Genomic DNA, 24,936 nt, shown 5'->3' with positions numbered 1-24,936 from the left:
GAGATGGCGTATCGAGGGGCCTGTATCGCGATACGAGCTCTCGACACGCTTGGTCGCTACTCGACACGAACGGCAGGGTGGCTTGTCCTCGCGCTGGCATCGCTCCTGATCGCCGCGCCGGCCTCCGCCGACCGCATCAAGGACCTTGGCGGGTTCCAGGGTATCCGATCGAACCAGTTGACCGGCTACGGCATCGTCGTCGGCCTGCCCGGCACGGGCGACGACAATCTCGAATATACCGTACAGTCGCTGAAAGCCGTCGCCTCGCGCTTCGGCCTGCAGCTGCCGCCGTCCGCGAACCCGGGCATGAAGAACGCGGCGGTCGTGATGATCACCGCCGAGCTGCCGCCGTTCGCCAAGCCCGGCCAGCGGCTCGACATCACCGTCGCGTCGATGGGGAAGGCCAAGTCGCTGCGCGGCGGCAGCCTGATCATGACCCCGCTGCTGGGGGCCGACAACCAGATCTACGCGATGGCGCAGGGCAACCTCGCGGTCGGCGGGCTCGGCGCGGAAGGCGCAGACGGGTCGAAGATCGTCGTCAACGTGCCCTCGACCGGGCGCATCCCCGAGGGGGCCACCGTCGAACGCGCGGTCGCAACCGGGTTCGACAGCGCGCCGACGCTCACCTTCAATCTCGCGCGCGCCGACTTCACCACCGCGCAGAACGTCGCCGGCGCGATCAACTCGAAACTCGGCCTGGGCAGCGCGCAGGCGATCGACGCCGTCTCCGTCGCGGTGCGCGCGCCGGTCGGCGCCGACGTCCGCGCCACGCTGATGTCGACGATCGAGAATCTCGATGTTGTCTCCGCCGAACCGTCGGCCAAGGTGATCGTCAACGCCCGCACCGGCACCGTCGTCATCAACTCGGCGGTCCGCGTCGGCCCGGCGGCGATCACGCACGGCAAGATGACGGTGCGGATCGACGAGAAGCCGCAGGTCAGCCAGCCCGCGCCGTTCAGCGGCGGCCAGACCCTCGTCACGCCGAACAGCGCGGTCGCGGTCGAGGAGGAGCGTCGCCCGATGTTCCTGCTCGCGCCCGGCCCCAAGCTCGCCGACATCGTCAAGGCGGTCAACGCGATTGGCGCCTCGCCGGCCGATCTGGTCGCGATCCTCGAGGCGCTCAAGGAAGCCGGCGCGCTCAAGGCCGAGCTGATCGTCCTGTGAGCCCGCTCGACGCGCCCGCCCCCACGACCGGCATCTCGAGCGACACGAGCCGCCTCCAGTCGAAGGACAATCTCGAAAAGGCAGGTCAGAAGTTCGAGGCTGTCTTCACCGGCATGATGCTGAAGAGCATGCGTCAGGCCAAACTCGCCGATCCGCTGTTCGATTCGAAGGCGATCGACACCTTCACCGACATGCAGGACGGGTTGATCGCCAAGTCGATGGCCGAGCACACGCCGCTCGGCATCGGCAAGGCGATGACCGATTTTCTCGCGAAATCTCAATCCGATCTTAACCAGGGCGCGGCAGACTCGCCGCCATGAGCGATCTCCTTTCGATCGGCGCCTCGGGCGTGCGTGCGTACCAGACCGCGCTGTCCACGGTGTCGGAGAACATCGCGAACACCGGCACTGCGGGCTATACCCGGCGGACGACGACTCTGTCCGAAGTGTCGTCGGTCGGCGGTGGGCTCAACGCGCGGAGTTCGGTCAGCAGCAGCGGCGTCACCATCGCGGGGATAGGTCGCAGCGCCGACGCATACCGGTCGCAGGCAGTCCGCTCGGCAGGCACCGATCTGGCGAAGACCGAGGCCGGCGTCACCTGGATGAACCGGATCGAGACGGCGCTGGGCGACAACCAGCTCGGCGATCGTCTGACCAGCTTCTTCACCTCGGCGCAAAAACTAGCCGCCGATCCGACCTCTGAACCGGCGCGTGCGGTGATGCTCGCATCTGCCGCCACCGCCGCGGCCGCGTTCACCGCGACCGGTCGCTCGCTCGATACCGCCGCGTCCGATCTGGATACGACCGCGACGCAGGCGGTCCAGTCGCTCAATGCGCTCGGCACGGCGCTTGCCAGGATCAACGACGGCATCGCCCGCACGTCGCCGGGATCCTCGACCGCGGCGCAGCTCGCCGATCAGCGCGACCAGATGCTCGAACAGATGAGCACGATCACCGACATCAATACGTCGTTCGACGATCTTGGGCGGACGACCGTCCGGTTCGGCGGTGCTGCGGGTTCGGTGTTCGTCGCGGGTGGGGACAGCGGGCAGGCGTCCGTTGCGCGCAACGACGAGGGCGCGATGCAGTTCGCGGTCACTAGCGGGGCTGTCACTTCCGCGCTGTCGCCGACCGGCGGTGCGCTGGCCGGGTTCGCCGAGGGCGCGCAGCGGATCGCCGCGGCGCGAGGATCGCTCAACGCGATCGCCACCGACTTCGCGAGCCGGATCAACGCGGTACAGGCGCAGGGCCGGGATCTTGACGGCAATGCCGGCGCGGCGCTCTTCGCGACCGGGACCACGCCGACCGATATCTCGGTTGCACTCACGGACGGACGCGGGATCGCGGCGGCGAGCGCGACCGGCGGCAAGCGCGATGCGGCCAATCTTTCCGCGTTGCAGGCGGTCCGCACCAGCGGCGGCTTTGAGGCGCGCACGACGACGCTGATCGCCGGCAACGCCGCGGCGCTCGAACAGCGCAAGGTGGTCGCCGATGCGCAGGGCGCGATCCGCGACGGCGCGGTCGGCGCGCTTGCGGCCTCGTCGGGCGTCGATCTCGATAGCGAAGCGGTCGACCTGCTGCGCTTCCAGCAGGCCTATCAGGCGTCGAGCCGCGTGATCCAGACTGCGCGCGACACGCTCCAGACCATCCTCGATCTACGGTAACGCGCATGCAGGTCGCCACCAGCCTTTTCTATGATCGCTCGTCGACGTCGATCAACGCCCTCGGCGCGAAGGCGGAGGCGTTGCAGAGCCAGATCTCGACCGGCACCAAGCTCGCGGCGCCGTCGTCGGACAGTGCGGCGTATCAGCGGCTTGCCGGGCTCAAGCGCGATGCCGTCGCCGACAAGGCCTATGTCGCCAATCTCGGCACCGCCGAATCGGTGCTGAAACAGGGCGATACCAGCCTTACCGCGATCACCGACCAGCTTCAGAGCGCGACCGAACTGGTGACGCAGGCCAAGACCGGGACGCTGAACGCGGCGAACCGCAAGGCGATCGGCGAGCAGATCGCAGGCCTCGTGGCGACGCTGACCAACCTCGCCAACGCCAAGGATGCACGCGGGCAGGCCCTGTTCGGCGGCGCCGATGGTGCCCCCGCGGTCGCGATCTCGGCCAACGGTACCTATGCGCTCGCCGCGAAGCCGGTTTCGGGAATCCCGATCGGCGACGGCCAGACCGTCCAGGCGAACGAAACCGCCGCACGTGTCTTTACCGTCGGCGGCAAGACCAGGGCGGATGGAAGCATCGCGGGCGGCACGAACACGCTGGCGATGCTATCGGCGATCGCGACCGCGCTGCAGTCGGACGATTTCAAGGCGAGCGCGCTCGACACGTCGCTCTCGGATATCGCCGCCGCGTCGGATCAGGTGTCGACGGTGCAGGCCTCGCTCGGCGCGCGCGCCGCCCGCGTCGATCTCGAAACCGCGCGGCTCACCGACGTCGCGGCGGACCGCGAGGCGACCCGGTCGGGACTCGAGGATACCGACATCACCACCACGGTCGTCGAGCTGCAGAAGACGATGACGATTTTGTCGGCGACGCAGGCCAGTTTCACGAAGCTCTCGGCGCTGTCGCTGTTCGATTATCTGCGCTGAGCGATTTAATTGGCGCGCAGGGGCGCCTTGGTAACCGGTTGGCTACGAAATCCGGTTAATTCTCTGGCTACGCTAATGCCGCTGTCGGCCCAGGGGGAATTTCGCACACCATGTTTCCGGTCATCGGCATCGTCGTTCTGCTCGTCATGGTGTTCGGCGGATTCGCCTTCACCGGCGGTGCGCTCGGCCCCGTCATGGAGGCTATCCCGCACGAAATGCTGATCATCGGCGGCGCCGCCGCCGGCGCGCTGATCATCGGCAATTCGGGCAAGGAGCTCAAAGGCCTCGGCGCGGGCCTGGGAAAGGTCTTCAAGGGTCCGAAGTACAAGAAGCAGGACTATCTCGACGTCATCTTCCTCGTCAGCAAGCTGATGAAGATGCTCCGCATGGACGGTCCGATCGCGCTCGAGCCGCATGTCGAGGATCCGCAGTCCTCCGCGGTCTTCGCCGAATATCCCAAGCTCCTGAAGGACCATGCGCTCGTCAACCTGATCGCGGACACGCTGCGCCTGGTCGTCGTATCGTCGGGCACGCTCGACGTGCACGCGGTCGAGGAGGTGATGGATCACTCGATCAAGACGCATCACCACGAGGAGGAGGCCGCGCACGGCACGCTCGCCAGCCTCGCCGATGCGTTGCCCGCGCTGGGCATCGTCGCCGCGGTGCTTGGCGTGGTGAAGACGATGGGCTCGATCGACAAGCCGCCATCGATCCTGGGCGCCATGATCGGCTCGGCGCTGGTCGGCACGTTCATGGGCGTGCTGTTGGCGTACGGCATGGTGGCCCCCCTCGCAAACCGGCTGAAGCAGGTGCTCGACGCCGACGCGTCGATCTACATCGTCGTCAAGCAGATCATTATCGCCTCGCTGCACGGGCACCCGCAGCCGCTGGTGATCGAGGCCGCGCGCTCGGGGATCGCGCACAAGAACCAGCCGGGCTTCGCCGAAGTCTTCGACGGGCTGAGAGGGAAGTAATCCGGTGGCCGCACGCGCGCCGCACGGCACCAACCAGCCGCCGAAGATCATCGTCAAGAAGATCTATATTGAGGGGCATGGCGGCCATCATGGCGGCGCGTGGAAGGTTGCCTATGCCGATTTCGTGACCGCGATGATGGCGTTCTTCCTGTTGCTGTGGATCGTCGGCGCGACCACCGAGAAACAGCGCAAGGGCATCGCCGATTACTTCGCACCGACCATCCTCAACACGCGCTCGCTCGGGATCGGCGGCGGCGGGCTGTTCGGCGGCGAATCGATCCTCGACAAGAATCGCATCGGTCCCAAACCCGGCCAGACCAGCATGGCGCAGCTCGCGATTCCCGATGCCGGGCTGGGTGGACCGTCCGCTGGCACCGGTTCCAAGGGCTCGCTGAAGAACCGCACCGCGATGACGAAGGAAGACCAGAAGAACTTTCAGGCGTTGCGTCGGCGCGTGCTCGGTGAAATGTCTGGCAATGCGCGAATGTCGCGGTTGCAAAGCCATGTCCGCTTCGTGCCGACGCAGGACGGGATGCGGATCGACCTGGTCGACGACGCCAATTACTCGATGTTTGCCAGCGGTACCACCGCGCTCGATCCGGAGGCGGCGGCGCTGATCGGAATGATCGCGGGATCGGTCCGGGGGATGCAGAACCCGATCATGATCCGTGGCCACACCGACAGCGTGCCTTACGGCGACCCGCGCGCGATGAACAACTGGATGCTCTCGTCCGGTCGTGCCGAGGCGACCCGCCGTCGCCTGCTGGCGGGGGGCACCCCCGAGCGAAGCTTTGAGCGGATCGAGGGTGTTGCCGACCGCGAACCGCTGATCATCAACGACCCGGCCGATCCGCGTAACCGCCGCGTCGCGATCACGCTGCTTTATCGGCGAGGAACGTTCGGCAAGTAACGCACCCCGTCAGCCCACCCTCAGATCGACAAAAAGACCGGCGTCGCGAGACGCCGGTCTTTTTCGTGCCATAGACGGCGCCGCGGATCAGGCCGCGGCGGTCTCGGTCTTGCGCTTGCGCGTCGTCGCGGCAGGCGCGGCGGCGGCGGTGGCGGCGGGACCATCGGTCTTGCGGGCACCGGGCTTGCGACCCAGCCCGATCTTCTTCGCCATGGCGCGACGGCTCTCGGAATAATTCTCGGCGACCATCGGATAATCGGGCTTCAGGCCATAGCGTTCGCGGTACTCAGCGGGCGTCATACCGTGCGTCGCGAGGTGACGGCGCAAAGTCTTGTACGACTTTCCGTCGATCATCGAAATGATGTGATCCTTCGACGCCAGCGACTTCCGCACCGACACGGCGGGCGTATATTCAGTGGGTGCTTCGACCGGTTCGGGTTCCGTGGTAGCGCTTAGCAATGCGGCGACGGTATCATGCATCTTGCCCAGAAAGGCAGGCACGTCATCGGCCGAGCTGCGCGTATTGGGATTTCCGAGCCAGGCAATGGTCAGTTCGGTGGCGAGTTCGATGGCATTGAGGTCGGTAGCATCTTCAGTCATTTCAAGCTCCATTGGCTGGCTACGCCGTAACAACGTCGGACACTGGGTTCAACCATCTTCCGGGGATTTAGGATGCAAACTTTGTAAAATCGTGCACAGAAATACTCTGATCCATGGAGCAAAGATCATGGTCATTGCTATACGTTAAATATTGGGTGATGAATCGTCTCATCGAACCACCAGTGCAGCATGATCGTCGCCAGCCTCTAGGCGACGACGGCGGCACCGCGTATCCGAGCGCAGACTGCAGCAAGAAAGAAGACGTTCATGATCGCATCCGGCACCAAGGCACCTATCGGACGACGTCTTGCGGGCTCGGCGGTGCTGATCCTTGCCGCGCTGTCTCCGGCAGTGGCGCAGACGACCAACAACGCGCCCGCCGCCGCGGCAGCGCGGACCCAGGCGCCCCAGGCGCGGCCATGGATGGATACGAGTCTGAGTGCGGACGCGCGTGTCGACCTGCTGCTCAAGCAGATGACGCTCGACGAGAAGCTGCAGCTCACCTTCGGTTACTTCGCGACCAGCGCCGACTGGCTGAAGACGCCGATCAAGAACTGGGTCTATCCCAAGGACGGTCTGGCCGCCTCGGCCGGGATCGTCCCCGGTATCCCGCGGCTGGGCATCCCCAACCAGTGGCAGACCGATGCCGGCGTCGGCGTCGCCAGCCAGCGCGGCCCGACGCCGCGCCTACGCACCTCGCTGCCGTCGGGGATCGCGACCGCGGCGACCTGGAACCCCGAGCTCGCACAGGCAGGCGGCGCGATGATTGGCCGGGAGGCGTTCCTGTCGGGCTTCAACGTCCAGCTCGCCGGCGGGATGAACCTGACGCGCGAACCGCGCAACGGACGCAATTTCGAATATGGCGGCGAGGATCCGTTGCTGGCGGGCGTCATCACCGGCCACGAGATCAAGGGGATCCAGTCGCAGCATGTCGTGTCGACGATGAAGCATTACGCGTTCAACGGACAGGAGACGAACCGCAACAACATTGATCACAGGATCGGCGAACAGGCCGCGCGCCAGTCCGACCTGCTCGCGTTCGAGATCGCCAACGAAGTGGGCCAGCCCGGCTCGGTGATGTGCGCGTACAACCGCGTGAACGGCCATTATGCGTGCGAGAACGACTGGCTGCTGAATAAAGTCCTCAAGCGCGACTGGGGCTTCAAGGGCTATGTCATGTCCGATTGGGGCGCGACGCATTCGACCAGCGAGGCGGCCAATGCCGGGCTCGACCAGCAATCGGGCTGGGCGTTCGATCGCTCCGCCTACTTCGCCGATGCGCTGCGCGAGGCGGTCAACAACGGCCATGTCAGCGAGGCGCGCGCGACCGACATGGCGCGGCGCGTGCTGTGGGGCATGGTCTCGGTCGGCGCGTTCGACACGGTCGTGACCGGCGACCAGGCGACCAAGATCGACTATGCGGCGCACGCCGCCGTCACGCGCGCCGATGCCGAGGAGGGCATCGTCCTGCTCAAGACCACCGCCGGGCTGTTGCCGATCGCCAAGACCGCCAAGTCGATCCTGCTGATCGGCGCGCATGCCGATGTCGGCGTGCTGTCGGGCGGCGGCTCGAGCCAGGTCTATTCGCACAACGCGCCGACCAACGGCCTCGTCGTGCCGGACGCGTTCCCGAGCGGGTTCCCCGGCCCCAAGACCTATCACGCCTCGTCGCCGATGAAGGCGTTGCAGGCGCGGACCGGCGCGACCGTCACCTATCTCGACGGCAAGGACGTGAAGGCCGCAGCTGCGGCGGCGCGCACGGCGGACGTCGTCGTCGTGTTCGGCGAGCAGTGGACCGGCGAGTCGATCGACGTGCCCGATCTCAACCTGCCCGATGGCCAGAACGCGCTGATCGATGCGGTCGCGCGCGCGAACAAGAAGACCGTCGTGGTCCTCGAGACCGGCGGCCCGGTGGTCATGCCGTGGCTGGGCAAGGTCGGCGCGGTGCTGGAGGCGTGGTATCCGGGCACGGCAGGCGGCGAGGCGATCGCGCGCGTGCTGACCGGCGCGGTCAATCCGTCGGGTCATCTGCCCGCCACCTTCCCCGCATCGCTCGCGCAGACGCCGCGGCCGGTGCTGGAGGGCGATCCCAAGCTCGACCGCGATTCGCACCCGATGGGCAATTACGACATCGAGGGTGCGGCCGTCGGCTATAAATGGTTCGACAAGACCGGCGCCAAGCCGCTGTTCCCGTTCGGCTACGGGCTCTCCTACACCAGCTTCGCGATGAGCGGGCTGACCGCCGCAGCGGATGGGAAGGGCATCAAGGCCGGGTTCAACGTGAAGAACACCGGCGCCGTGCAAGGCAAGGCGGTCGCGCAGGTCTATGTGTCGGGCGCGGGCTGGGAATCGCCGAAGCGGCTGGGCGCGTTCCGCAAGGTCGATCTCGCACCGGGCACCGAGCAGACCGTATCGGTCACGATCGATCCACGCCTGCTCGCGACGTTCGACGTGGCGAGCGGCGGGTGGCGTATCGCAGGCGGCGAATACAGCGTGATGCTGGCGACGTCGGCGGCGGATGTCGTGCAGACGGTAAAGGTGCAGATCGCCGCGCAGACGCTAGATCGCACCGGCAAGTAACCCACTCATCCTCCCCCGCCAGGGGGAGGTGGCTGGCGCTTGCCAGACGGAAGGGGAGGAGAGGGCGACCGCCGTTTCGTGTCCGCCCCCCTCCGTCACCTTCGGTGCCACCTCCCCCTGGCGGGGGAGGATTGGCGCGCTTGATTTACCCCCGCGTCTTCAACGCGGCGATCCGCTCGTCCACGCGGCGTTCGAGGATCGTGAGCGGCATCGCGCCTTCCTTGAGGATGTCGTGGAACTGCTTGAGGTCGAACCGGTCGCCGAGTGCGGCCTTCGCCTTCACCCGTGCGCGCGTCCACGCCATGTGGCCGACCTTGTAGCTGCAGGCCTGCCCGGCCTGCGTGCAATAGCGCTCCACCTCACGCTGCGTCCGTGGCCGTGCGAAGCCGGTCGTCGCGACCATATAGTCGGTCGCCTTCTCGCGGCTCCACCGCTTGGCATGGATGCCGGTATCGACCACCAGTCGGGTTGCGCGGAACAGGAAGGACTGGAGATAGCCTGCGCGTTCGAGCGGCGACGCATAGGCGCCCAGCTCGTCCGCCAGCTGCTCCGCATACAGCGCCCAGCCTTCCGAATAGGCCGAGAAGAAGCCGATCTTGCGCAGCGTCGGAATGTCCTTCGATTCCTGCGCCAGGCTGATCTGCAGGTGATGCCCGGGCACGCCTTCGTGATAGGTCAGCGACGGCAGCGTGTATTTCGGCCAGTCGCCGACGTCCTTCAGATTGACGAAGTAGATCGCCGGGCGGCTGCCATCGAGCGAGGCGCGGTTGTAATAGCCGTTGGCCGCGCCGTCCTCGATCTCGACCGGCACCGCACGAATCTCGAGCGGCTGTGTCGGAACTTGCGAAAACGCCTGGGGCAGCTTGGCGTACATCGCCTTGATGCCGTCGTTCAGCCCGCCGATCAGCTCGGTCCGGCCCGCTGCGGTGTTCGCATAGAGCTGATCGGGCATGACGTTCAGCTTGGCGAGCCGCTCGCCGACGGTGCCGGTCGAATAGCCCTGCGACTTCAGGATCGTGTCGAGCTGCGCGGTGATCTCGGCGACCTGCGCCAGACCGATGCGGTGGACCTCGTCGGGGCTCATCGTCGTGGTCGTCGCCTGGTTCAGCGCCATCGCATAGATCGCGTCGCCGTTCGGCACGCGCCAGATGCCGTCGCCGGGCTTGGTCGTCGGTTTCAGCTTCTCCATCAGCGCGATCTGGCGGTCGAGCGCGGGATAGACCTTCTGGTCGACGATCGCCGTCGCGCGCGCCTGCCAGTCGCCGGTGAGGCCCTTGGCCGCGGCACGCTTGACGAGCGACTGGACGATGCTCGACGTCGCCGCCGGCTGGCCCCGCAGCTTGCGCATCTGGCCGAGCGTCAGGTCGAGCGACCAGCCCGGTGCGAGCAGGCCGCGCGCCGCCTCGGCCTGCTGCATCGCGCTTTCCTGGTCGAGCACGGTGCCGAACTGGTCGAGCCGCGCCAGATACGCTTCGGCATCGGGGGTCGCGGTGATCGTGTGCGCGGTGTTGAGGAAGTCGGGGACCTGGAAATAGGCGCCGCCCTGCTGGAAAATTCGGTAGGGGCGGATCGGGCTGTCCATGCCGAACTTCTCTGGCGCGGCGATTTGCGTGGTCAGCGAATAGCGCACCACTTCGAGATTCAGCTTGGCCGCTGGCGACAGGTTGGCGCCATCATAATGCGCAAGCGCGGCAAGGCCCGCCTTGGTATCGGCGAGGTCGCTCGCGCGCTTCTCGGCGGTGCGCGGCGAGAGCAGGCTTTTCAGCGGCGCGCGCGGCCCCTTGTCGAGGCCAAGCGATGTTGCGAGTTCCGGCGATCGCGCCACGCTGCGCTGGAAGATCCGTTCGAAGTCCGCGTTGAGCGCCGTATCGCCGCTCGATTGCGCAAATGCCGACGACGGCAACGTGGCGGCAAGTGCGGCCACGCCTCCCGATGCGAGGAACTGACGACGATCCATAACCCACTCTCCCGGTAACGTTCGCGCATCTAGACCGATCGTTGTAGAAATCGCCAGCGCTTCGCGAATTGGCGTTCGACGCGTCCGCGACCGGAATCGGCGCAGAACAGGGGGGCGGCGCGAAACCGCTGGAACAAGCACGGATATCGGCGGTTTGAGCCGAGAACCGGCGTCATCCTCAACCCCTTGGGACGTCGTCGGATGTATGCGTAGGTGAGGTAGACGTGCGAAACGAGACATCCAGGCGTGACGCTGGCGCACGGTTGCACACTGTCGGCGAAACGCTGCGCTCGTCTTGGCAGACCCCGACCGATACGATGATCACCGAGGATATCCCGACGCTTTTGACGCGGTTGTCGCAGGTGCCGAAGACGCGCAAGACACGATAAGCCGATCGGCCCGGTGGACAGCCGGACCGACCTCGGAGTGCTCTCTCAACCCGTCGGGGCAGCGGTCTTCATCGCCTCGATCAGTTTCTTCACTTCCTGGCTGCGACCGCGTGGCATGATGAGCACATCGTTGCCGCTTGCCACCACGATCAGGTCCTCGACGCCGACCAACGAGACGCGGACGCCATCGCTGCGGACGAAGCAGTTCTTCGTATCGATTGCGAGCACGTTGCCGTCGCCGTGGCTGCGATGCGCGTTGCCATCGCCGTCCGTGTCGCTGATCGCGTGAAGCGCATCCCAGCTGCCAACGTCGTTCCAGCCCATCGCGACCGGTACGACCGCTACACGATCCGCCTTTTCCATCACCGCATAGTCGATCGAATCATCGGGTGAGGCGGCAAAGGCAGCCGCGTCCGGGTAGATCCGCATGCCCTCGGTATGCGCCTTGTCCATCGCCTCCTGCGTCGCGGTCAGGATGCCCGGATCGAACTGCGCGAGCGCCTCGAGATAGGCGTCCGCTTGGAACAGGAAGATTCCGCCGTTCCAGGCATGATCGCCGCTCGCCAGCATCGACTGCGCTTTGTCGAGCGGGGGCTTCTCGACGAACCGCGCGACGCGGTTGACGCCGGGCTGCAACTCGTCGCCGATCTGTATCCAGCCATAGCCGGTCTCGGGTGCGTCGGGCGCGATCCCGAAGGTGACGAGCCAACCCTGCGTGACGAGCGGCATCGCTGCCTCGATCGCGGCATGAAAGGCGGCAACGTCGCCGATGACGTGGTCGGATGGCATTACGAGAAGTGCGTCGCCACCGCCGCCGGCGGCGATCGCGGCGAGCGCGATCGCCGGCGCGGTGTTACGACCGGCGGGTTCGAGGATCAGGGCTTGCGGGGTCGCCCCCGCCGCGGCGAGTTGCTGCTCGACCAGATCGGCGTGACGCGCATTGGCGACCACGATCGGCGCAACGAAGCGTCCGCCGGTCGCGCGCGAGGCGGTCAGTTGGAGCATTGTTTCGTCCGCGGTCAGCGCGAGCATCTGCTTGGGCATTTCGGGGCGCGACATCGGCCAGAGTCTGGTGCCGGAACCGCCTGAAAGTATTACGGGAATTATCTTACGTGCGGTCATGCATCCTCCTGAAGCCGTGTCGCTATAGCGCCAGACGCCGCTCTGCAATCGACGAATGCTCCAACCGAAGCGCGGTCTTTAGGCTTTTTTGGGGAATTGCTGCCAAATACGGTTCAGTGTCGGTAGCGTTTACAATGATGCGTCGGGATAGCGGACGATGATACGGCTCTTCAAGCATTACGTACCTCACGCGGTCCTTATGCTGGGCCTGGTCGATCTGGTGTTGCTGATCGTTTCGGCGGAGATCGGCTGGGTTATCCGTGCGCATCAGATCGGCATGCTGGTCACGCCGATGCACAGCCGCATCGCGCAGCTGCTGACATTCTCGATCGCGCTGCAGATCTCGCTGGTCGCCGTCGGTGCGTATGGCGTCGCTTCGTTCCTCTCGCTGCGGTTTGCGGCCGCGCGGCTCGCAGTCGCGCTCTCGCTCGGCGTGATGGTATTGTCGCTGGTCTTCTTCCTGGTGCCACCGCTCGCGCTGTGGCGCTCGAACCTGTTATATTCGACGGTGATCGCGACCGTCCTGCTGGTGACGGTGCGTGCGCTGCTCGGCAAGACCTTGGGCGGCGAAACCTTCAAGCGGCGGATCGTCGTACTGGGGGCTGGTGTCCGTGCCGCGCGGATCCAGAGCCTGTCGGCGCAGCCGGGCGTCAATTTCGTCGTCGCCGGGTTCGTCCTGATGGGCGAGGCCGAGCCGGTGGTGCAAGGGGCACTGCCACGCAGCGCAATTCCCAACCTCGCCGCGCACATCGTCGATCAGAATGCCAGCGAAGTCGTGCTGGCGCTCGACGAGCGCCGCAACGCGCTGCCGATGAAGGATCTGCTGCGTGTTCGGACCACCGGGGTGCAGGTCAGCGAGATATCGAGCTTCCTCGAACGCGAGACGGGGCGCATCGACCTGAAGAGCGTCAACCCGTCCTGGCTGATCTTTTCTGATGGCTTCGCCTCCAGCCGGATGTTGTCGAGCGTGTTCAAGCGCGCGTTCGACATCATCGCGGGCGGAGTGTTGCTGGCGATCACGCTGCCGATCATCGTGTTGACCGCGATCGCGATCAAGCTCGAATCGAAGGGCCCGGCCTTTTATCGGCAGCGCCGGGTCGGGCTGTACAATGAGGGGTTCGACATCGTGAAACTGCGCTCGATGCGGCAGGATGCGGAAGTTGCGGGGACGGCAGTATGGGCGGCGGAGGACGATCCGCGCATCACCCGGATCGGCCGATTCATCCGCAAGGTCCGGATCGACGAGCTGCCGCAGACCTGGACCGTCCTCAAGGGTGAGATGAGCTTCGTCGGTCCGCGCCCCGAGCGTCCGCAGTTTGTCCAGCAGCTCGAGGACCAGCTGCCCTTCTATGCCGAGCGCCACATGGTGAAACCGGGCATCACCGGCTGGGCGCAGATCAACTATCCCTATGGCGCGTCAATCGAGGATTCCCGACACAAGCTCGAATACGACCTGTATTATGCGAAGAACTATTCGCCGTTCCTCGACCTGCTGATCCTGTTGCAGACACTCCGCGTGGTCTTGTGGCCGGTCGGCGCGCGATGACCGCCGGCACGCCACGGGTATGATCGGGACGATGATCCTGTGGAGCCACGCGCTTGCCGCGTTGCTGTTCGGTGCGCTGGCATTCGCGCAGATCCGGCGCCCCAGCGGGCATTGGCCGCATGCCGCGTTCATGACCGCGCTCGTGATGACGAGCCTGTGGGCGTTGGGGGTCGCCGGGATCGACGCGCGCGACATGGTCACGCGGATCGCCGCCGGTGCGCGCGATATCGCCTGGCTCGCGTTCATGCTCGCACTCGTCCGGCGCGACCGGGCCGGCAATTATGCGATCGGGGCGGTGTACTGCGTCGTGATGGCGCTTGCCGGCACCGCTCTGCTGCTGGCGATCGTCCAGCGGATCGATCTGGGCGGGGATGCGGTCGCCGCGGTCGGGTCGGCGCGAACGGTGTTCCGGATGATGGGGGCGGTCAGCGCGCTGGTGCTGATCCACCATCTCTATCAGGCGGCGCCCGCCTCGCGGGGGGGCGTCAGACTGGTCGTGCTCGCGCTCGCGGCGATGTGGGGCGTCGACCTGATCGTCGCCGGCACGATATATTTCGAGGCGAACTGGGTATCGATCACGGTGTTCGGGCGCGGCGTGGTGATGACCGGTGTGGCGGTCTTGCTGGTCGTCGGCGTGCATCGCAGCGGCGACTGGACGCTCGCCTTGTCGCGGCCGATCGCGGTGCGGGCGCTGTCGGCGGTGGCGCTGGTCCTTTACGCCGGGATCACCGCGCTCGCGACCAGCATCGCGGCGCGCTATGGCGGCGCCTATGCCCGAATAGCGCAGACCGCGATCGTGTTCGGCGCGACGGCGGGGGTGCTGACGCTGGTATCGACGCCATGGCTGCGTGCCTGGACCAGGGTCAAGATCGCCAAGCACCTCTTCCGTCACCGCTATGACTATCGCGCCGAATGGCTGCGGTTCACCGATACGCTGGGCAAACCCGGGATCGGCGTCCAATCGCTCGACATGCGCGTCATCAAGGCGATCGCCGACTTGACCGACTCGCCCGGCGGGCTGTTGCTGGTCCCGGACGGCGCGTCGCTCGGCACCGGCGCGATGTGGAACTGGCTGTGCGCCGCCGATGGCGCGCAGGATGCCGCGCTGGCGCGGTATCTGACGCATGACGCACGGATCATCGAGCTCGATCCGGTCCGCGCGGGCAGCGCGCCGCGCGACGAGATCGCAAGCATTCCCGACTGGGTCCGCCAATGCCCCGAAGCCTGGGCGATCGTACCGCTGGTGCACGGCGGCCTGCTGGTCGGTGCGATCGTGCTCGCGCGTCCGCCGGTCGACCGCGCGCTGGACTGGGAGGACTTCGACCTGCTGCGTGTCGCCGGACGGCAGGCAGCAAGCTATCTGGCGGAGGACCGGGCGCATGCCGCGCTGGCCGATGCGGCACGGTTCGACGAGTTCAACCGGCGGTTCGCGTTCATCCTCCACGATATCAAGAATCTCGTCAGCCAGTTGACGCTGGTCGCGCGCAATGCCGAACGCCATGCCGACAACCCCGATTTCCGCGCCGACATGGTCGCCACGCTCAAGGACTCTTCCGATCGCATGACTGCGTTGCTCGCCCGCCTTTCGCAGCACGGTCCCGTTCGCGGCGAGCCGCTCCAGCCGGTTGAGGTCGCCGCGATCGTCGAGCGTGTCGCGAGCGTCCGCCGGGCGCAGCATCCGATCGTCGCGCGGGGCGGCACGGCCTGGGCGCTCGGGCATGCCGCCCGACTCGAACAGGTGCTTGGCCAACTCGTCCAGAACGCGGTCGAGGCGAGCGGCATGGACGACCCGATCCTGCTGTCGATCGAACCGATCGGCGATCAGGTCGCGATCGACGTGATCGACCATGGCTGCGGGATGACGCCCGGCTTCGTCCGCGACCAGCTCTTCCGCCCGTTCGTTTCGTCCAAGCCCGCCGGGTTCGGCATCGGAGCGTTCGAGGCGCGGCAGTTGGTGCACGCGATGGGTGGTTCGCTCGAGGTCGTCAGCCGTGAGGGCGAGGGGACGCGGTTCAGGGTCCTGCTGCCCGTGGCGGCTTCGCTGGAGGCCGCGGCATGAGTGACAAGGCGCGTCCCATCCTCCTGATCGTCGAGGATGATCTCGGGCTCCAGCGTCAGCTTCGCTGGGCGTATGAAGGGTATGAGATCGTCGTCGCGAGCGATCGCGGACAAGCGCTCGATGCGATCCGCGCACATGAGCCTGCGGTCGTCACGCTCGATCTCGGCCTGCCGCCCGATCCCGACGGCGTCACCGAGGGGTTCGCGACGCTGCGCGATATCCTTGCGATGAAGCCCGATACAAAGGTGATCGTCGCGTCTGGCCATGGTGCGCGGGAAAGCGCGCTGCAGGCGATCGCGGATGGTGCCTGGGATTTCTATGCCAAGCCGATCGATATCGATGCGCTGGGGCTGATCGTCGGTCGCGCGTTCCACGTCCATGCGCTGGAGGCCGAAAACCGGCGACTTGCCGCACGCGTCGAGGCCGGCGGGTTCGGCGGGCTGATCAGCGCCTCGCCCGAGATGGCGGTCGTCACGCGGACGCTGGAGCGGGTAGCGCCCGCCAACGTCTCGGTGATGCTGCTCGGCGCGAGCGGCACGGGCAAGGAACTGCTCGCGCGCGGCTTGCATGACGCATCCCCGCGGTCGCGTGGAAACTTTGTCGCGATCAATTGCGCGGCGATTCCCGAAACGCTGCTCGAAAGCGAATTGTTCGGGCATGAGAAGGGCGCGTTTACCGGCGCGGTCAAGACCACCGAAGGCAAGATCGAACAAGCCGCGGGCGGCACGCTGTTCCTCGACGAGATCGGCGACGTGCCGCTGGCACTCCAGGTCAAGCTGTTGCGGTTCCTGCAAGAGCGCGTGATCGAGCGGGTCGGCGGGCGCAAGGCGATCGCGGTCGATACGCGGATCGTCTGCGCGACGCACCAGAATGTCGATGCGATGATCGCGGACGGTCGGTTCCGCGAGGACCTGTACTACCGGCTCGCCGAGATCGTCGTGCGGATCCCGGCGCTGGTCGAGCGGACCGGCGATGCGGTATTGCTCGCGCGGCACTTCGTCACGCGCTACGCCAAGGCGATGAACCCCGTGGTCACCGGACTTGCTGCCGACGCGCGTGCCGCGATCGATGGGTGGGGCTGGCCGGGCAACGTCCGCGAACTCGAAAACCGGATCAAGCGCGCGGTGATCATGGCCGATGGCAAGCTCGTCACCGCGGCCGACCTCGACCTCGACGGGACAAGCGAGGCGGTCGCCGCGCTCAACCTGCGCGCCGCACGCGAAATCGCCGATCGTAAAGCGATCGGCCAGGCGCTTGCACGCGCCGACGGGAATATTTCGAGCGCATCGCGGCTGCTCGGGATCAGCCGGCCGACCTTGTACGACCTGCTGAAGAGCTACGACCTGCATGGCTGAGGTGCGCTATCCGATGCTGCGGCGGCGCAAGCGACGGCGGCGGCTGAAACTGCCTGCCCTCGTCATGGGCAATCGCGAGCGCGCGGTGGCGATCGGCCTGCTCTGCGCGATCATCGTGGCGATCGGCGTTACGCTGGCGCTGCGCTCGCCCCGCCCCGATGCGCGAAAGTCGCTTATCGACAGCCTGACGACGTTGCAGGCCGGCAATTACAGCGCGGCGCGAAGCAACGCGCAGGCGGCGATCACCGCGGCACCAAGCTGGGCGATCGCGCATGCGGTGCTGGCCCGCGCCTATCTCGAACTGGGCGATGGGCTTGCCGCCGAAGCCGAACTGATGCGCGCGGAAGGTGCGGGACTATCGGCGGATCGTCTGCATCAGCTGCGCGCGCATGCACTGCTGTTGCAGGGCGACCCGGACGGTGCGCTCGACGAAGCTGCCGAGACGGCGCCGCGCTATGCCCTCTACGCCGCCCGCATCGGCGCGCGCGCGCGGGCATCGCGGGGCGAGGTCGTCGAGGCGCGGACGGCGCTCGAAGCGCTGCTCGATCAAACCCCGACCGATGCCGCGGCATGGACCGATCTCGGCCGGCTTCGCCTGACCGCGGGCGACATCGGTGGCGCCACGGTCGCAGCGACGAGGGCCGTGACGCTGGCACCAAGGGAACCCGCCGCGCTGACGCTGCAGGGCGACGTGATCCGCAGCCGATATGGCCCGATCGCCGCGCTTGCATGGTTCGAGGCTGCGCTGGACAGCGATGCCTATTACCACCCCGCGCTGATCGAATATGCCGCTACGCTCGGCGATGCGGGGCGCAATGGCGAGATGCTCGCGGCCACGCGGCGCGCGCTGCTGGCGCGTCCCGGCAGCCCGCAGGCCCTGTATCTGCAAGCCGTGCTCGCCGCACGATCGGGCCGGATCGATCTTGCCCGTTCGTTGCTGCGCCAGCGGGGCGGCGCGAGCGACGGCCTGCCGGGCGCGCTGCTGCTGTCGGGCAGCCTGGATTATGCGCAGGGCAAGTTCGAACAGGCGGCGACCGCATGGCGCCAACTCGTCGCGCAACAACCGCTCAATGTCGGCGCGCGCCGGTTGCTCGGCGCGGCGCTGCTGCGGTCGGACAGTCCGCAGGATGCACTCGACAGCCTCCGCCCGATCGGCGTCCGCGCCGACGCCGACAGCTACACGCTGACGCTCATGGCGCGTGCGTTCGAAGCGCGCGGCGATCGCCAGTCGGCGGCGGTGTTCCTCGACCGGGCCGGATCGGCATCGGTCGCACCCGCGGCGGTGTTCGCGACCGACGATGCGATCGGCGCGCTCATGGCGGACGCGGCGATGGCCGGCGGCGACCCGACCTACGTGCTTGGCGTGATTCGCGGACAGATTGCCAGCGGTGATACCGCAGGGGCCATCGCGCGCGGACGAGCGCTCGTCGCGGCCGGACCCGGCGCACCTGCCGCCTATCTTGCGCTGGGCGACGTGCTGATGTCGGCCGGTCGATACGGTGAAGCCTCGGGCGTCTATGCGCGCGCCGCCGACCTGGCGTTCGACGAGCCGACGGTGTTGCGGCTGGTCGATTCGCTGGGACGGGCAGGGCGTCCGAACGATGCCGCGGCCGCGCTCGCGCTGTATCTGTCGCAGAACCCGCAGAGCCTCGCGGGCCAGCGACTGCTGGGCCACTGGCAGGTTGCGTCGGGCGACTTCGACGCCGCGATCGAGACGCTGGAGGGCGTCCGGCGGCGCGTCGGCAATCGCGATGGTACCGTTTTGATCGATCTTGCACGGGCGTATGCGGGCAGCGACGACGGTGCGATCGCCGTCCGGTATGGCCGTGCAGCGTATACGCTCGCGCCGGGGCGTGCGGCTGCTGCCGACGGCTATGGCGTCGCGCTGGCGGCAGACGGCGATACCGTGGGGGCGCGGCAATTGCTGACCAAGGCGGCGCTGCTGGAGCCCGGCGACGCCGCGATCGCCGAACATCTTCGCCAACTGCGCTGACGCGCTTCGCCGGACGCTTGTCTCGGGCGGATCGTATTGCCAAGACCGGGCGATGACCGACCCGCTTGACCGCATCGCCGCCGCGCTCGAACGCCTCGCGCCCCCACCGCCCGCGGTCGCCGATCCGCGGGCGCATCCCGCCTATGTGTGGCGTTGTGGTACGCTGTCGCCGGCACGAAGCTTTGCACCACTGCCGCTCGACATGCTGATCGGGCTCGATCGGCAGAAGGCGGCGTTGCGTGCCAATCTGGACCGCCTCGCCAGGCGCCATGCCGCGCAGGACGTCCTGCTATGGGGCGCGCGTGGTACGGGGAAATCGGCACTGGTCAAAAGCGCGGTCGCGGCGATCCAGGCCGAGGGTGGCGATCTCGCGCTGGTCGAGGTGTCCGATCTGAACGGCTTGCCGGATCTGTTCGCGGTGTTGGCGCCCGTCGACCGGGCATTTGCGCTGTTCGTCGACGATCTCGGGTTCGAGGTGCCTGCCGAAGCGCGGCGCTTGCGCTCTATGCTGGAGGGTGGGGCAGAGCCACGGCCTGCCAATGTCCGGTTGTTGGTAACGGCAAACCGTCGTCATTTGGGGCCGCGCGATATCGCCGAACAGGAAAGCGCGATTAATCCACGCGACTCGGCGGACGATCATCTTGCGCTGGCGGACCGGTTCGGTCTCAGCCTCGGCTTTCACGCACTGGATCAGGAAGCGTATCTGGCGATCGTCGCGGCCTATGCAGCGTCGTACGATCTCACATTCGAGCCGGGCGAGGCCATCGGCTGGGCGACGCGACGGGGAAGCCGGTCGGGCCGTGTCGCATGGCAATATATCGTCGATCTGGTGGGGCGAGCAGGACAATCGCTCTAGCCCGGACGGATGGGCCGACGCCGAAGCGCCGGCCCGGCAACCTTAGTTGCTGTCCGAATTGTCGTCCTTGACGATCGCCACGACGCCGATTGCAACGACGCCCGCACCGATCAGCAGTGCGAACAGACCGCCGCCGGCAGCCTTGTTCTTGCTGGTGGTTGCCGAACCGACACGCGCATGCGAAACCGACAGGCTGCTGGCAGCGTTCGAGACGGGAGCAGCCGATGCTGCGACCGAGGTGGTCATCATTGCGGCAGCAAGTGCGCCGCCAGTAAGAGCCTTGAACTTCATAAGTATCTCCAGAATTGTCGTCGTCCAATGCGTTGCAACGCAACATTTGTCAATTGGTTCCTGGCTAAACTCGCTCTGGTTCTAGTTGCTTAACGGCCCTCGACTATCTCAGCCAGTTCAAGCCATCGGAGCTCAGCCGCGTCCTTCTCGGCACGAGCCTGTTCGATCGCCTTGGTCAGCTTCGCAAACGTGGCATTGTCGCGCATGTACAGGTCGGGCTTGGCGAGCTTGACCGCATCCGCCGCCATCTGCGCGTCGAGTTCCTCGATCCGCTTGGGCAGCAACTCGTAGTCGCGCTGGTCCTTGTACGTCAGCTTCGCACGGGGGGCGGCGGGCGGTGCCGTGGCGGCGACCTTCTTCGACGCGCGCTTGCCCGTGGTCGTCGAGGCGCGCCGCTTCTCCCAGTCCTCATACCCGCCCGCGACCACGTCGACCGTCCCCGAGCCATCGAGCCCGAGCGTGATCGTCACGGTCCGGTCGAGAAAGTCGCGGTCATGGCTCACGATCAGGACGGTGCCGTCGTAATCGCCGATCACTTCCTGCAACAGGTCGAGCGTCTCGAGATCGAGGTCGTTGGTCGGCTCGTCGAGCACGAGCAGGTTCGACGGCTTGGCGAATTCGCGCGCGAGCAGCAGGCGTGACCGCTCGCCCCCCGACAGCGACCCGATCTTCGCGTCGACCATGTTTGGGTCGAACAGGAAGTCCTTGAGATAGCCGTGGATATGCTTGCGCACGCCGAGCACGTCGATCCACTCGCCGCCATCGACGACGACTTCGCGCACCGTCTTCTCGGGCGCCATCAGGCTGCGCTGCTGGTCGATCACGACCGCGTCCAAGGTCTGCGCCAGCTTGATCGAGCCGCTGTCGGGTTGGATCTCGCCGGTCAGCAGCTTGAGCAGTGTCGACTTGCCCGCGCCATTGCGGCCGACGATGCCGATCCGGTCGCCACGCGTCACGCGCAGCGTCAGGTCGCCGATGATCGTGCGGTCGCCATACGCCTTGGTGACGTTCTTCGCGTCGATCACGACCTTCGACTTGCTGTCGTCGCTGGCGGTGGTCAGGTTCGCGGACCCCTGCGGCCCGATCATCGACGCGCGTTCGGCGCGCATCTCGTGCAGCTTGGTCAGGCGGCCCTGGTTGCGCTTGCGCCGTCCGGTGACGCCGCGCAGCAGCCAATGCTCCTCGAGCTTCAGGCGCGCATCGAGCTTCTCGGCCTGGCGCTGCTCTTCGGCATAGACCTGCTCGGTCCACGCCTCGAACCCGCCAAAGCCGATCTCCGCGCGCCGGATCGCGCCGCGATCGAGCCACAAGGTCTGCTTGGTGAGCCGCGTCAGGAACGTACGGTCATGGCTGATGACGACGAACGCGCCGCGGAACCGCTTGAGCCAGTCCTCGATCCATTCGATCGCGCCGATGTCGAGATGGTTGGTCGGCTCGTCGAGCAACAGCACGTCGGGGTCCTGCGCCAGCGCGCGGACGATCGCCGCGCGGCGTCGCTCGCCACCCGAGGCGGACCCCGCCTCGCGCGACAGGTCGATGCCGAGCTGGTCGGCGATCGAATCCGCCTCGTAGCTGACCGGCGCATCGTCGCCGCCCATTACGTAATCGCGCAACGTCGCAAAGCCGCGCAGGTCGGGCTCCTGCTCCAGGATCACGACGCGCGTGCCGGGGACGATCACTCTGCGGCCCTCGTCAGCCTGAACGGTGCCGCCGAGCAGCTTGAGCAAGGTCGTCTTCCCCGCACCGTTGCGGCCGATCAGCGCAAGGCGGTCACGCGGGCCGATATGGATGTCGAGGTTGCGAAAGAGCCATCCCGAGCCCTGGACGAGCCCGAGGCCTTCGAATGCTAAGATTGGTGCTGCCATGTCCGCGCCACGTAGGGGGGCGAGGTGATGCAGGCAAGTTACACCTCGCACGCTTCGTGCTGTCGGACGGCTGACGCGACTATTCACAGGCTGTTCAATGCGGAAGGCCTATGCCACCGCCATGAAGATGCTGCTTTTCCTTGCAACCTTGGCCACTACGCCGTTCCTGATCGCGGCTGCGCCGCTGCTGGCGGGCGCGGAACAGCGCCGCAGCGACCAGATGTCGGCGTTGCAGGCGCGCAGGACCGGTGCCCCGTCGCTGCGCGAAATTGAGTCGCGCGTGATCCCGACGATGCGGGGCGCGCAGTATCTCGGCTCCGACTATGATTCGGGCAGTGCCATTTACACGCTCAAATTCCTGCGCGATGGAACCGTGATCTGGGTCGACGTCGATGGCCGCACCGGTCAGATCGTCGGCCGCACGGGTCGCTGAAAACCCCAATCGAGAGGAGTATCATGCGCGTTCTGATCGTCGAGGACGAGCCGAATCTCGGCCAGCAGTTGAAGAATACGCTCGAGGGGGCCGGCTATGCGATCGATCTCGCGGTCGATGGCGAGGAAGGGCATTTCCTCGGCTCGACCGAGAATTACGACGCGGTCGTGCTCGACCTCGGCCTGCCCGAGATCGACGGCCTGACCGTGCTCGATCGCTGGCGCAAAGAGGGCAAGGTGATGCCCGTCCTCGTGCTGACCGCGCGCGACAGCTGGTCCGACAAGGTCGCCGGCCTCGACGCGGGCGCGGATGATTACGTGGCCAAGCCGTTCCAGAGCGAGGAGCTGATCGCGCGTCTTCGTGCGCTGATCCGCCGCGCGTCGGGCAACGCCTCGTCCGAGCTGACCGCGGGCGACATCCGCCTCGACACGCGCAGCGGCAAGGTCACGCGCGCCGGCGAACCGGTGAAGCTGACCGCGCAGGAGTATAAGCTGCTGAGCTATCTGCTCCATCACAAGGGCAAGGTCGTCAGCCGCACCGAGCTGATCGAGCATATCTACGATCAGGATTTCGATCGCGATTCGAACACGATCGAGGTGTTCGTCACGCGCATCCGCAAGAAGCTCGGCCAGGACGTCATCACGACGATCCGCGGCCTCGGCTACAGCCTCGAAGATCCGGACGCCTGATCGTCGCGTCATGAATAGCATGCCGGTCACCGACGCCCCGATAACGACGACGACACCGATAGCAGACGGGCCGATCCGCGTGCCGGCCGCGGTCAAGGGGTCGTTGTCCCGGCGGATGATCCTGATCGCGGCGGTCTGGATCGCGGTGCTGCTTAGCGGCGGCGGCTTCGCGCTCGATCGCGTATTGCGACAGGCGGTGACCCGCAACTTCGATGACCAGCTCGAATATGTTTTGCGCTCGCTGCTCAATTCGTCCGAAATCGGCCCTGAGGGCGAGGTGATCTTCTCGCGCGAAGCCGTCGCCGACCAGCGTTTTCTCGAACCCTATTCCGGACTCTATTATCAGGTGTCTGCAAAGGGACAGGATGATCTTTTGTCGCGGTCGCTGTGGGATCGCAAGTTGGCGTTCGGCAGTCCGCACGACGATCGTACCGCGCATTTCTACGACAGCATGCAGTTCCAAGACGAGAAGCTGCGGATCGTCGAGCGCGACGCGGTCATCCCGGGCTCCAAGGTGCATTGGCGGTTCCAGGTCGCACAGAGCCGCGACGGGCTCGATGCGCAGATCACGACGCTGCGCCGCACGCTCGTCCGCAGCTTTGCGCTGCTTGCGCTCGGGCTGATCGTGATGGCCGCGCTCCAGACCTTCTATGGGCTCTGGCCGCTACGCCGCGTGCGCGAGGAGATCGCGCGGATGCGCGCGGGCCAGTCGAACCGCGTGTCGAGCGCGATGCCCGTCGAGGTCGCGCCGATGGTCGAGGAATTGAACGCGCTGATCGAGCATAACGAGCGCCAGGCGGAGGAAGCGCGGCGTCACGCGGGCAATCTCGCGCATGCGCTGAAGACCCCGCTGACGGTCATCATGAACGCCGCCACTGCGCAGTCGGACGACCTTGCGGACACCGTCATCCGCGAGGCGCGAACGATGCGGCGGCAGGTCGATCATCACCTCGCGCGCGCTCGCGCGGTGGGTCGGCGCGGGTCTGCGCACAGCCGCGCCGATGTGTGGCCGAGCCTCGAATCGGTCGAGCGCGCGGTGGGGCGGCTCTACCGCCACGTCCGGATCGACGTGACCGGCCCGCGCGGGCTGCAGGTCCATGTCGAGCGGCAGGATCTCGACGAGATGCTCGGCAATCTGATCGAGAACGCCGCGAAATACGGCGGCGGCAGCGTGTTCGTCACGGTCGGCGCGCAATCGGGGTTCGTCGAGTTCCTCGTCGAGGACGACGGCGTCGGCATCCCCGAGGAGGAGCGCGTCCGCATCTTCGATCGCGGCGTGCGGCTCGATACGGGCAAGCCGGGGACGGGCCTGGGCCTCGCGATCGTCCGCGACGTTGCGGAGATCTACGAGGGAACGGTCTCGCTCGAGGAGAGCGAGGATCTCGGCGGCTTGCTGGTGCGGCTAAGGTTGCCGGCGGCGAATTAGCAATTCCTACGATCCTCCCCCGCAAGGGGGAGGTGGCGCGAAGCGACGGAGGGGGCGGGCACGGAACAGCGGTTTACCCTTACCTCCCCCTCCGTCAGGCTGTGCCTGCCACCTCCCCCTTGCGGGGGAGGA

Annotated in this window: 20 protein-coding genes; 15 read left to right on the top strand and 5 right to left on the bottom strand. The window is 66.6% G+C overall.

Features of this window, described 5'->3' with window-relative positions; all coding sequences use genetic code 11:
- Window positions 1-3: 3 nt before the first annotated feature.
- The 6 genes from ASF00_RS16145 (at window position 4) to ASF00_RS16120 (ending at window position 5,643) form a co-directional block, all read left to right on the top strand.
- Window positions 4-1,164, top strand: a complete 1,161-nt coding sequence (locus ASF00_RS16145; protein WP_055881667.1) for a flagellar basal body P-ring protein FlgI — start codon at window positions 4-6, stop codon at window positions 1,162-1,164.
- Window positions 1,161-1,484 carry a rod-binding protein gene (locus ASF00_RS18625; RefSeq protein ID WP_055881665.1) on the top strand — a complete coding sequence of 108 codons (324 nt, stop codon included), beginning with the start codon at window positions 1,161-1,163 and terminating at the stop codon, window positions 1,482-1,484. The genes ASF00_RS16145 and ASF00_RS18625 overlap by 4 nt, the downstream gene beginning before the upstream one ends.
- Window positions 1,481-2,827, top strand: coding sequence for a flagellar hook-associated protein FlgK (flgK, locus tag ASF00_RS16135; RefSeq protein WP_055881663.1), 1,347 nt, complete (start codon window positions 1,481-1,483; stop codon window positions 2,825-2,827). The genes ASF00_RS18625 and flgK overlap by 4 nt, the downstream gene beginning before the upstream one ends.
- A gap of 5 nt (window positions 2,828-2,832) precedes the next feature.
- On the top strand, window positions 2,833-3,759 hold the full coding sequence (locus tag ASF00_RS16130) for a flagellin N-terminal helical domain-containing protein (RefSeq protein ID WP_055881659.1): 927 nt from the start codon (window positions 2,833-2,835) through the stop codon (window positions 3,757-3,759).
- Between the two features lie 110 nt (window positions 3,760-3,869).
- Window positions 3,870-4,733, top strand: a complete 864-nt coding sequence (gene motA / locus ASF00_RS16125; RefSeq protein ID WP_055881656.1) for a flagellar motor stator protein MotA — start codon at window positions 3,870-3,872, stop codon at window positions 4,731-4,733.
- Between the two features lie 4 nt (window positions 4,734-4,737).
- Window positions 4,738-5,643 (top strand): flagellar motor protein MotB, encoded by a 906-nt coding sequence (locus tag ASF00_RS16120; protein ID WP_055881652.1) that lies wholly within the window; start codon window positions 4,738-4,740, stop codon window positions 5,641-5,643.
- A gap of 87 nt (window positions 5,644-5,730) precedes the next feature.
- Here the strand turns inward: ASF00_RS16120 and ASF00_RS16115 are convergent, their stop codons facing one another.
- The gene (locus ASF00_RS16115; protein ID WP_055882386.1) at window positions 5,731-6,243 is read right to left on the bottom strand and encodes a MucR family transcriptional regulator; all 513 of its coding nucleotides are present in this window, start codon (window positions 6,241-6,243) and stop codon (window positions 5,731-5,733) included.
- Window positions 6,244-6,510: 267 nt separating this feature from the next.
- Here ASF00_RS16115 and ASF00_RS16110 point away from each other — a divergent pair, with 267 nt between their 5' ends.
- On the top strand, window positions 6,511-8,823 hold the full coding sequence (locus ASF00_RS16110; RefSeq protein ID WP_055881648.1) for a glycoside hydrolase family 3 C-terminal domain-containing protein: 2,313 nt from the start codon (window positions 6,511-6,513) through the stop codon (window positions 8,821-8,823).
- 145 nt (window positions 8,824-8,968) lie between these two features.
- Here the strand turns inward: ASF00_RS16110 and ASF00_RS16105 are convergent, their stop codons facing one another.
- A complete protein-coding gene (locus ASF00_RS16105) occupies window positions 8,969-10,780 on the bottom strand; it encodes a DUF885 domain-containing protein (protein ID WP_055881644.1) in 1,812 nt (603 codons plus the stop codon).
- Between the two features lie 434 nt (window positions 10,781-11,214).
- Window positions 11,215-12,291 carry a mannose-1-phosphate guanylyltransferase/mannose-6-phosphate isomerase gene (locus ASF00_RS16100; RefSeq protein WP_082463500.1) on the bottom strand — a complete coding sequence of 359 codons (1,077 nt, stop codon included), beginning with the start codon at window positions 12,289-12,291 and terminating at the stop codon, window positions 11,215-11,217.
- Window positions 12,292-12,448: 157 nt separating this feature from the next.
- On the opposite strand from ASF00_RS16100, the gene ASF00_RS16095 reads away from it, so the two are divergent.
- Genes ASF00_RS16095 through ASF00_RS16075 form a run of 5 tightly spaced genes read left to right on the top strand, consistent with a single transcriptional unit; the run spans window position 12,449 to window position 20,100 of the window.
- Window positions 12,449-13,837, top strand: a complete 1,389-nt coding sequence (locus ASF00_RS16095; protein ID WP_055881638.1) for a TIGR03013 family XrtA/PEP-CTERM system glycosyltransferase — start codon at window positions 12,449-12,451, stop codon at window positions 13,835-13,837.
- 19 nt (window positions 13,838-13,856) lie between these two features.
- Window positions 13,857-15,896 (top strand): XrtA/PEP-CTERM system histidine kinase PrsK, encoded by a 2,040-nt coding sequence (prsK, locus tag ASF00_RS16090; RefSeq protein WP_055881635.1) that lies wholly within the window; start codon window positions 13,857-13,859, stop codon window positions 15,894-15,896.
- Window positions 15,893-17,251 carry a PEP-CTERM-box response regulator transcription factor gene (gene prsR / locus ASF00_RS16085; RefSeq protein ID WP_055881633.1) on the top strand — a complete coding sequence of 453 codons (1,359 nt, stop codon included), beginning with the start codon at window positions 15,893-15,895 and terminating at the stop codon, window positions 17,249-17,251. The genes prsK and prsR overlap by 4 nt, the downstream gene beginning before the upstream one ends.
- On the top strand, window positions 17,244-19,244 hold the full coding sequence (locus ASF00_RS16080; RefSeq protein ID WP_055881630.1) for a tetratricopeptide repeat protein: 2,001 nt from the start codon (window positions 17,244-17,246) through the stop codon (window positions 19,242-19,244). The genes prsR and ASF00_RS16080 overlap by 8 nt, the downstream gene beginning before the upstream one ends.
- A gap of 52 nt (window positions 19,245-19,296) precedes the next feature.
- The gene (locus ASF00_RS16075; RefSeq protein ID WP_055881627.1) at window positions 19,297-20,100 is read left to right on the top strand and encodes a DUF815 domain-containing protein; all 804 of its coding nucleotides are present in this window, start codon (window positions 19,297-19,299) and stop codon (window positions 20,098-20,100) included.
- 42 nt (window positions 20,101-20,142) lie between these two features.
- Here ASF00_RS16075 and ASF00_RS16070 read toward each other — a convergent pair whose 3' ends face one another.
- Together ASF00_RS16070 and ASF00_RS16065 are read right to left on the bottom strand one after the other, a co-directional pair.
- Window positions 20,143-20,391 (bottom strand): hypothetical protein, encoded by a 249-nt coding sequence (locus ASF00_RS16070; RefSeq protein WP_055881624.1) that lies wholly within the window; start codon window positions 20,389-20,391, stop codon window positions 20,143-20,145.
- 89 nt (window positions 20,392-20,480) lie between these two features.
- Window positions 20,481-22,256 carry an ABC-F family ATP-binding cassette domain-containing protein gene (locus ASF00_RS16065; RefSeq protein WP_055881620.1) on the bottom strand — a complete coding sequence of 592 codons (1,776 nt, stop codon included), beginning with the start codon at window positions 22,254-22,256 and terminating at the stop codon, window positions 20,481-20,483.
- Between the two features lie 121 nt (window positions 22,257-22,377).
- Here ASF00_RS16065 and ASF00_RS16060 point away from each other — a divergent pair, with 121 nt between their 5' ends.
- From ASF00_RS16060 to ASF00_RS16050, 3 genes are read left to right on the top strand one after another with little or no spacing between them, the layout of a single operon-like run.
- On the top strand, window positions 22,378-22,689 hold the full coding sequence (locus ASF00_RS16060) for a hypothetical protein (protein WP_055882382.1): 312 nt from the start codon (window positions 22,378-22,380) through the stop codon (window positions 22,687-22,689).
- A gap of 23 nt (window positions 22,690-22,712) precedes the next feature.
- Window positions 22,713-23,378 carry a response regulator transcription factor gene (locus ASF00_RS16055; protein ID WP_055881618.1) on the top strand — a complete coding sequence of 222 codons (666 nt, stop codon included), beginning with the start codon at window positions 22,713-22,715 and terminating at the stop codon, window positions 23,376-23,378.
- A gap of 19 nt (window positions 23,379-23,397) precedes the next feature.
- Window positions 23,398-24,804, top strand: coding sequence for an ATP-binding protein (locus tag ASF00_RS16050; RefSeq protein ID WP_443024420.1), 1,407 nt, complete (start codon window positions 23,398-23,400; stop codon window positions 24,802-24,804).
- Window positions 24,805-24,936 lie beyond the last annotated feature (132 nt).

Source organism: Sphingomonas sp. Leaf34 (assembly GCF_001421805.1).
GTDB lineage: Bacteria > Pseudomonadota > Alphaproteobacteria > Sphingomonadales > Sphingomonadaceae > Sphingomonas.
Note: the sequence above shows the minus strand (reverse complement) of the source record. Positions and strands in the feature narration are given on the sequence as shown.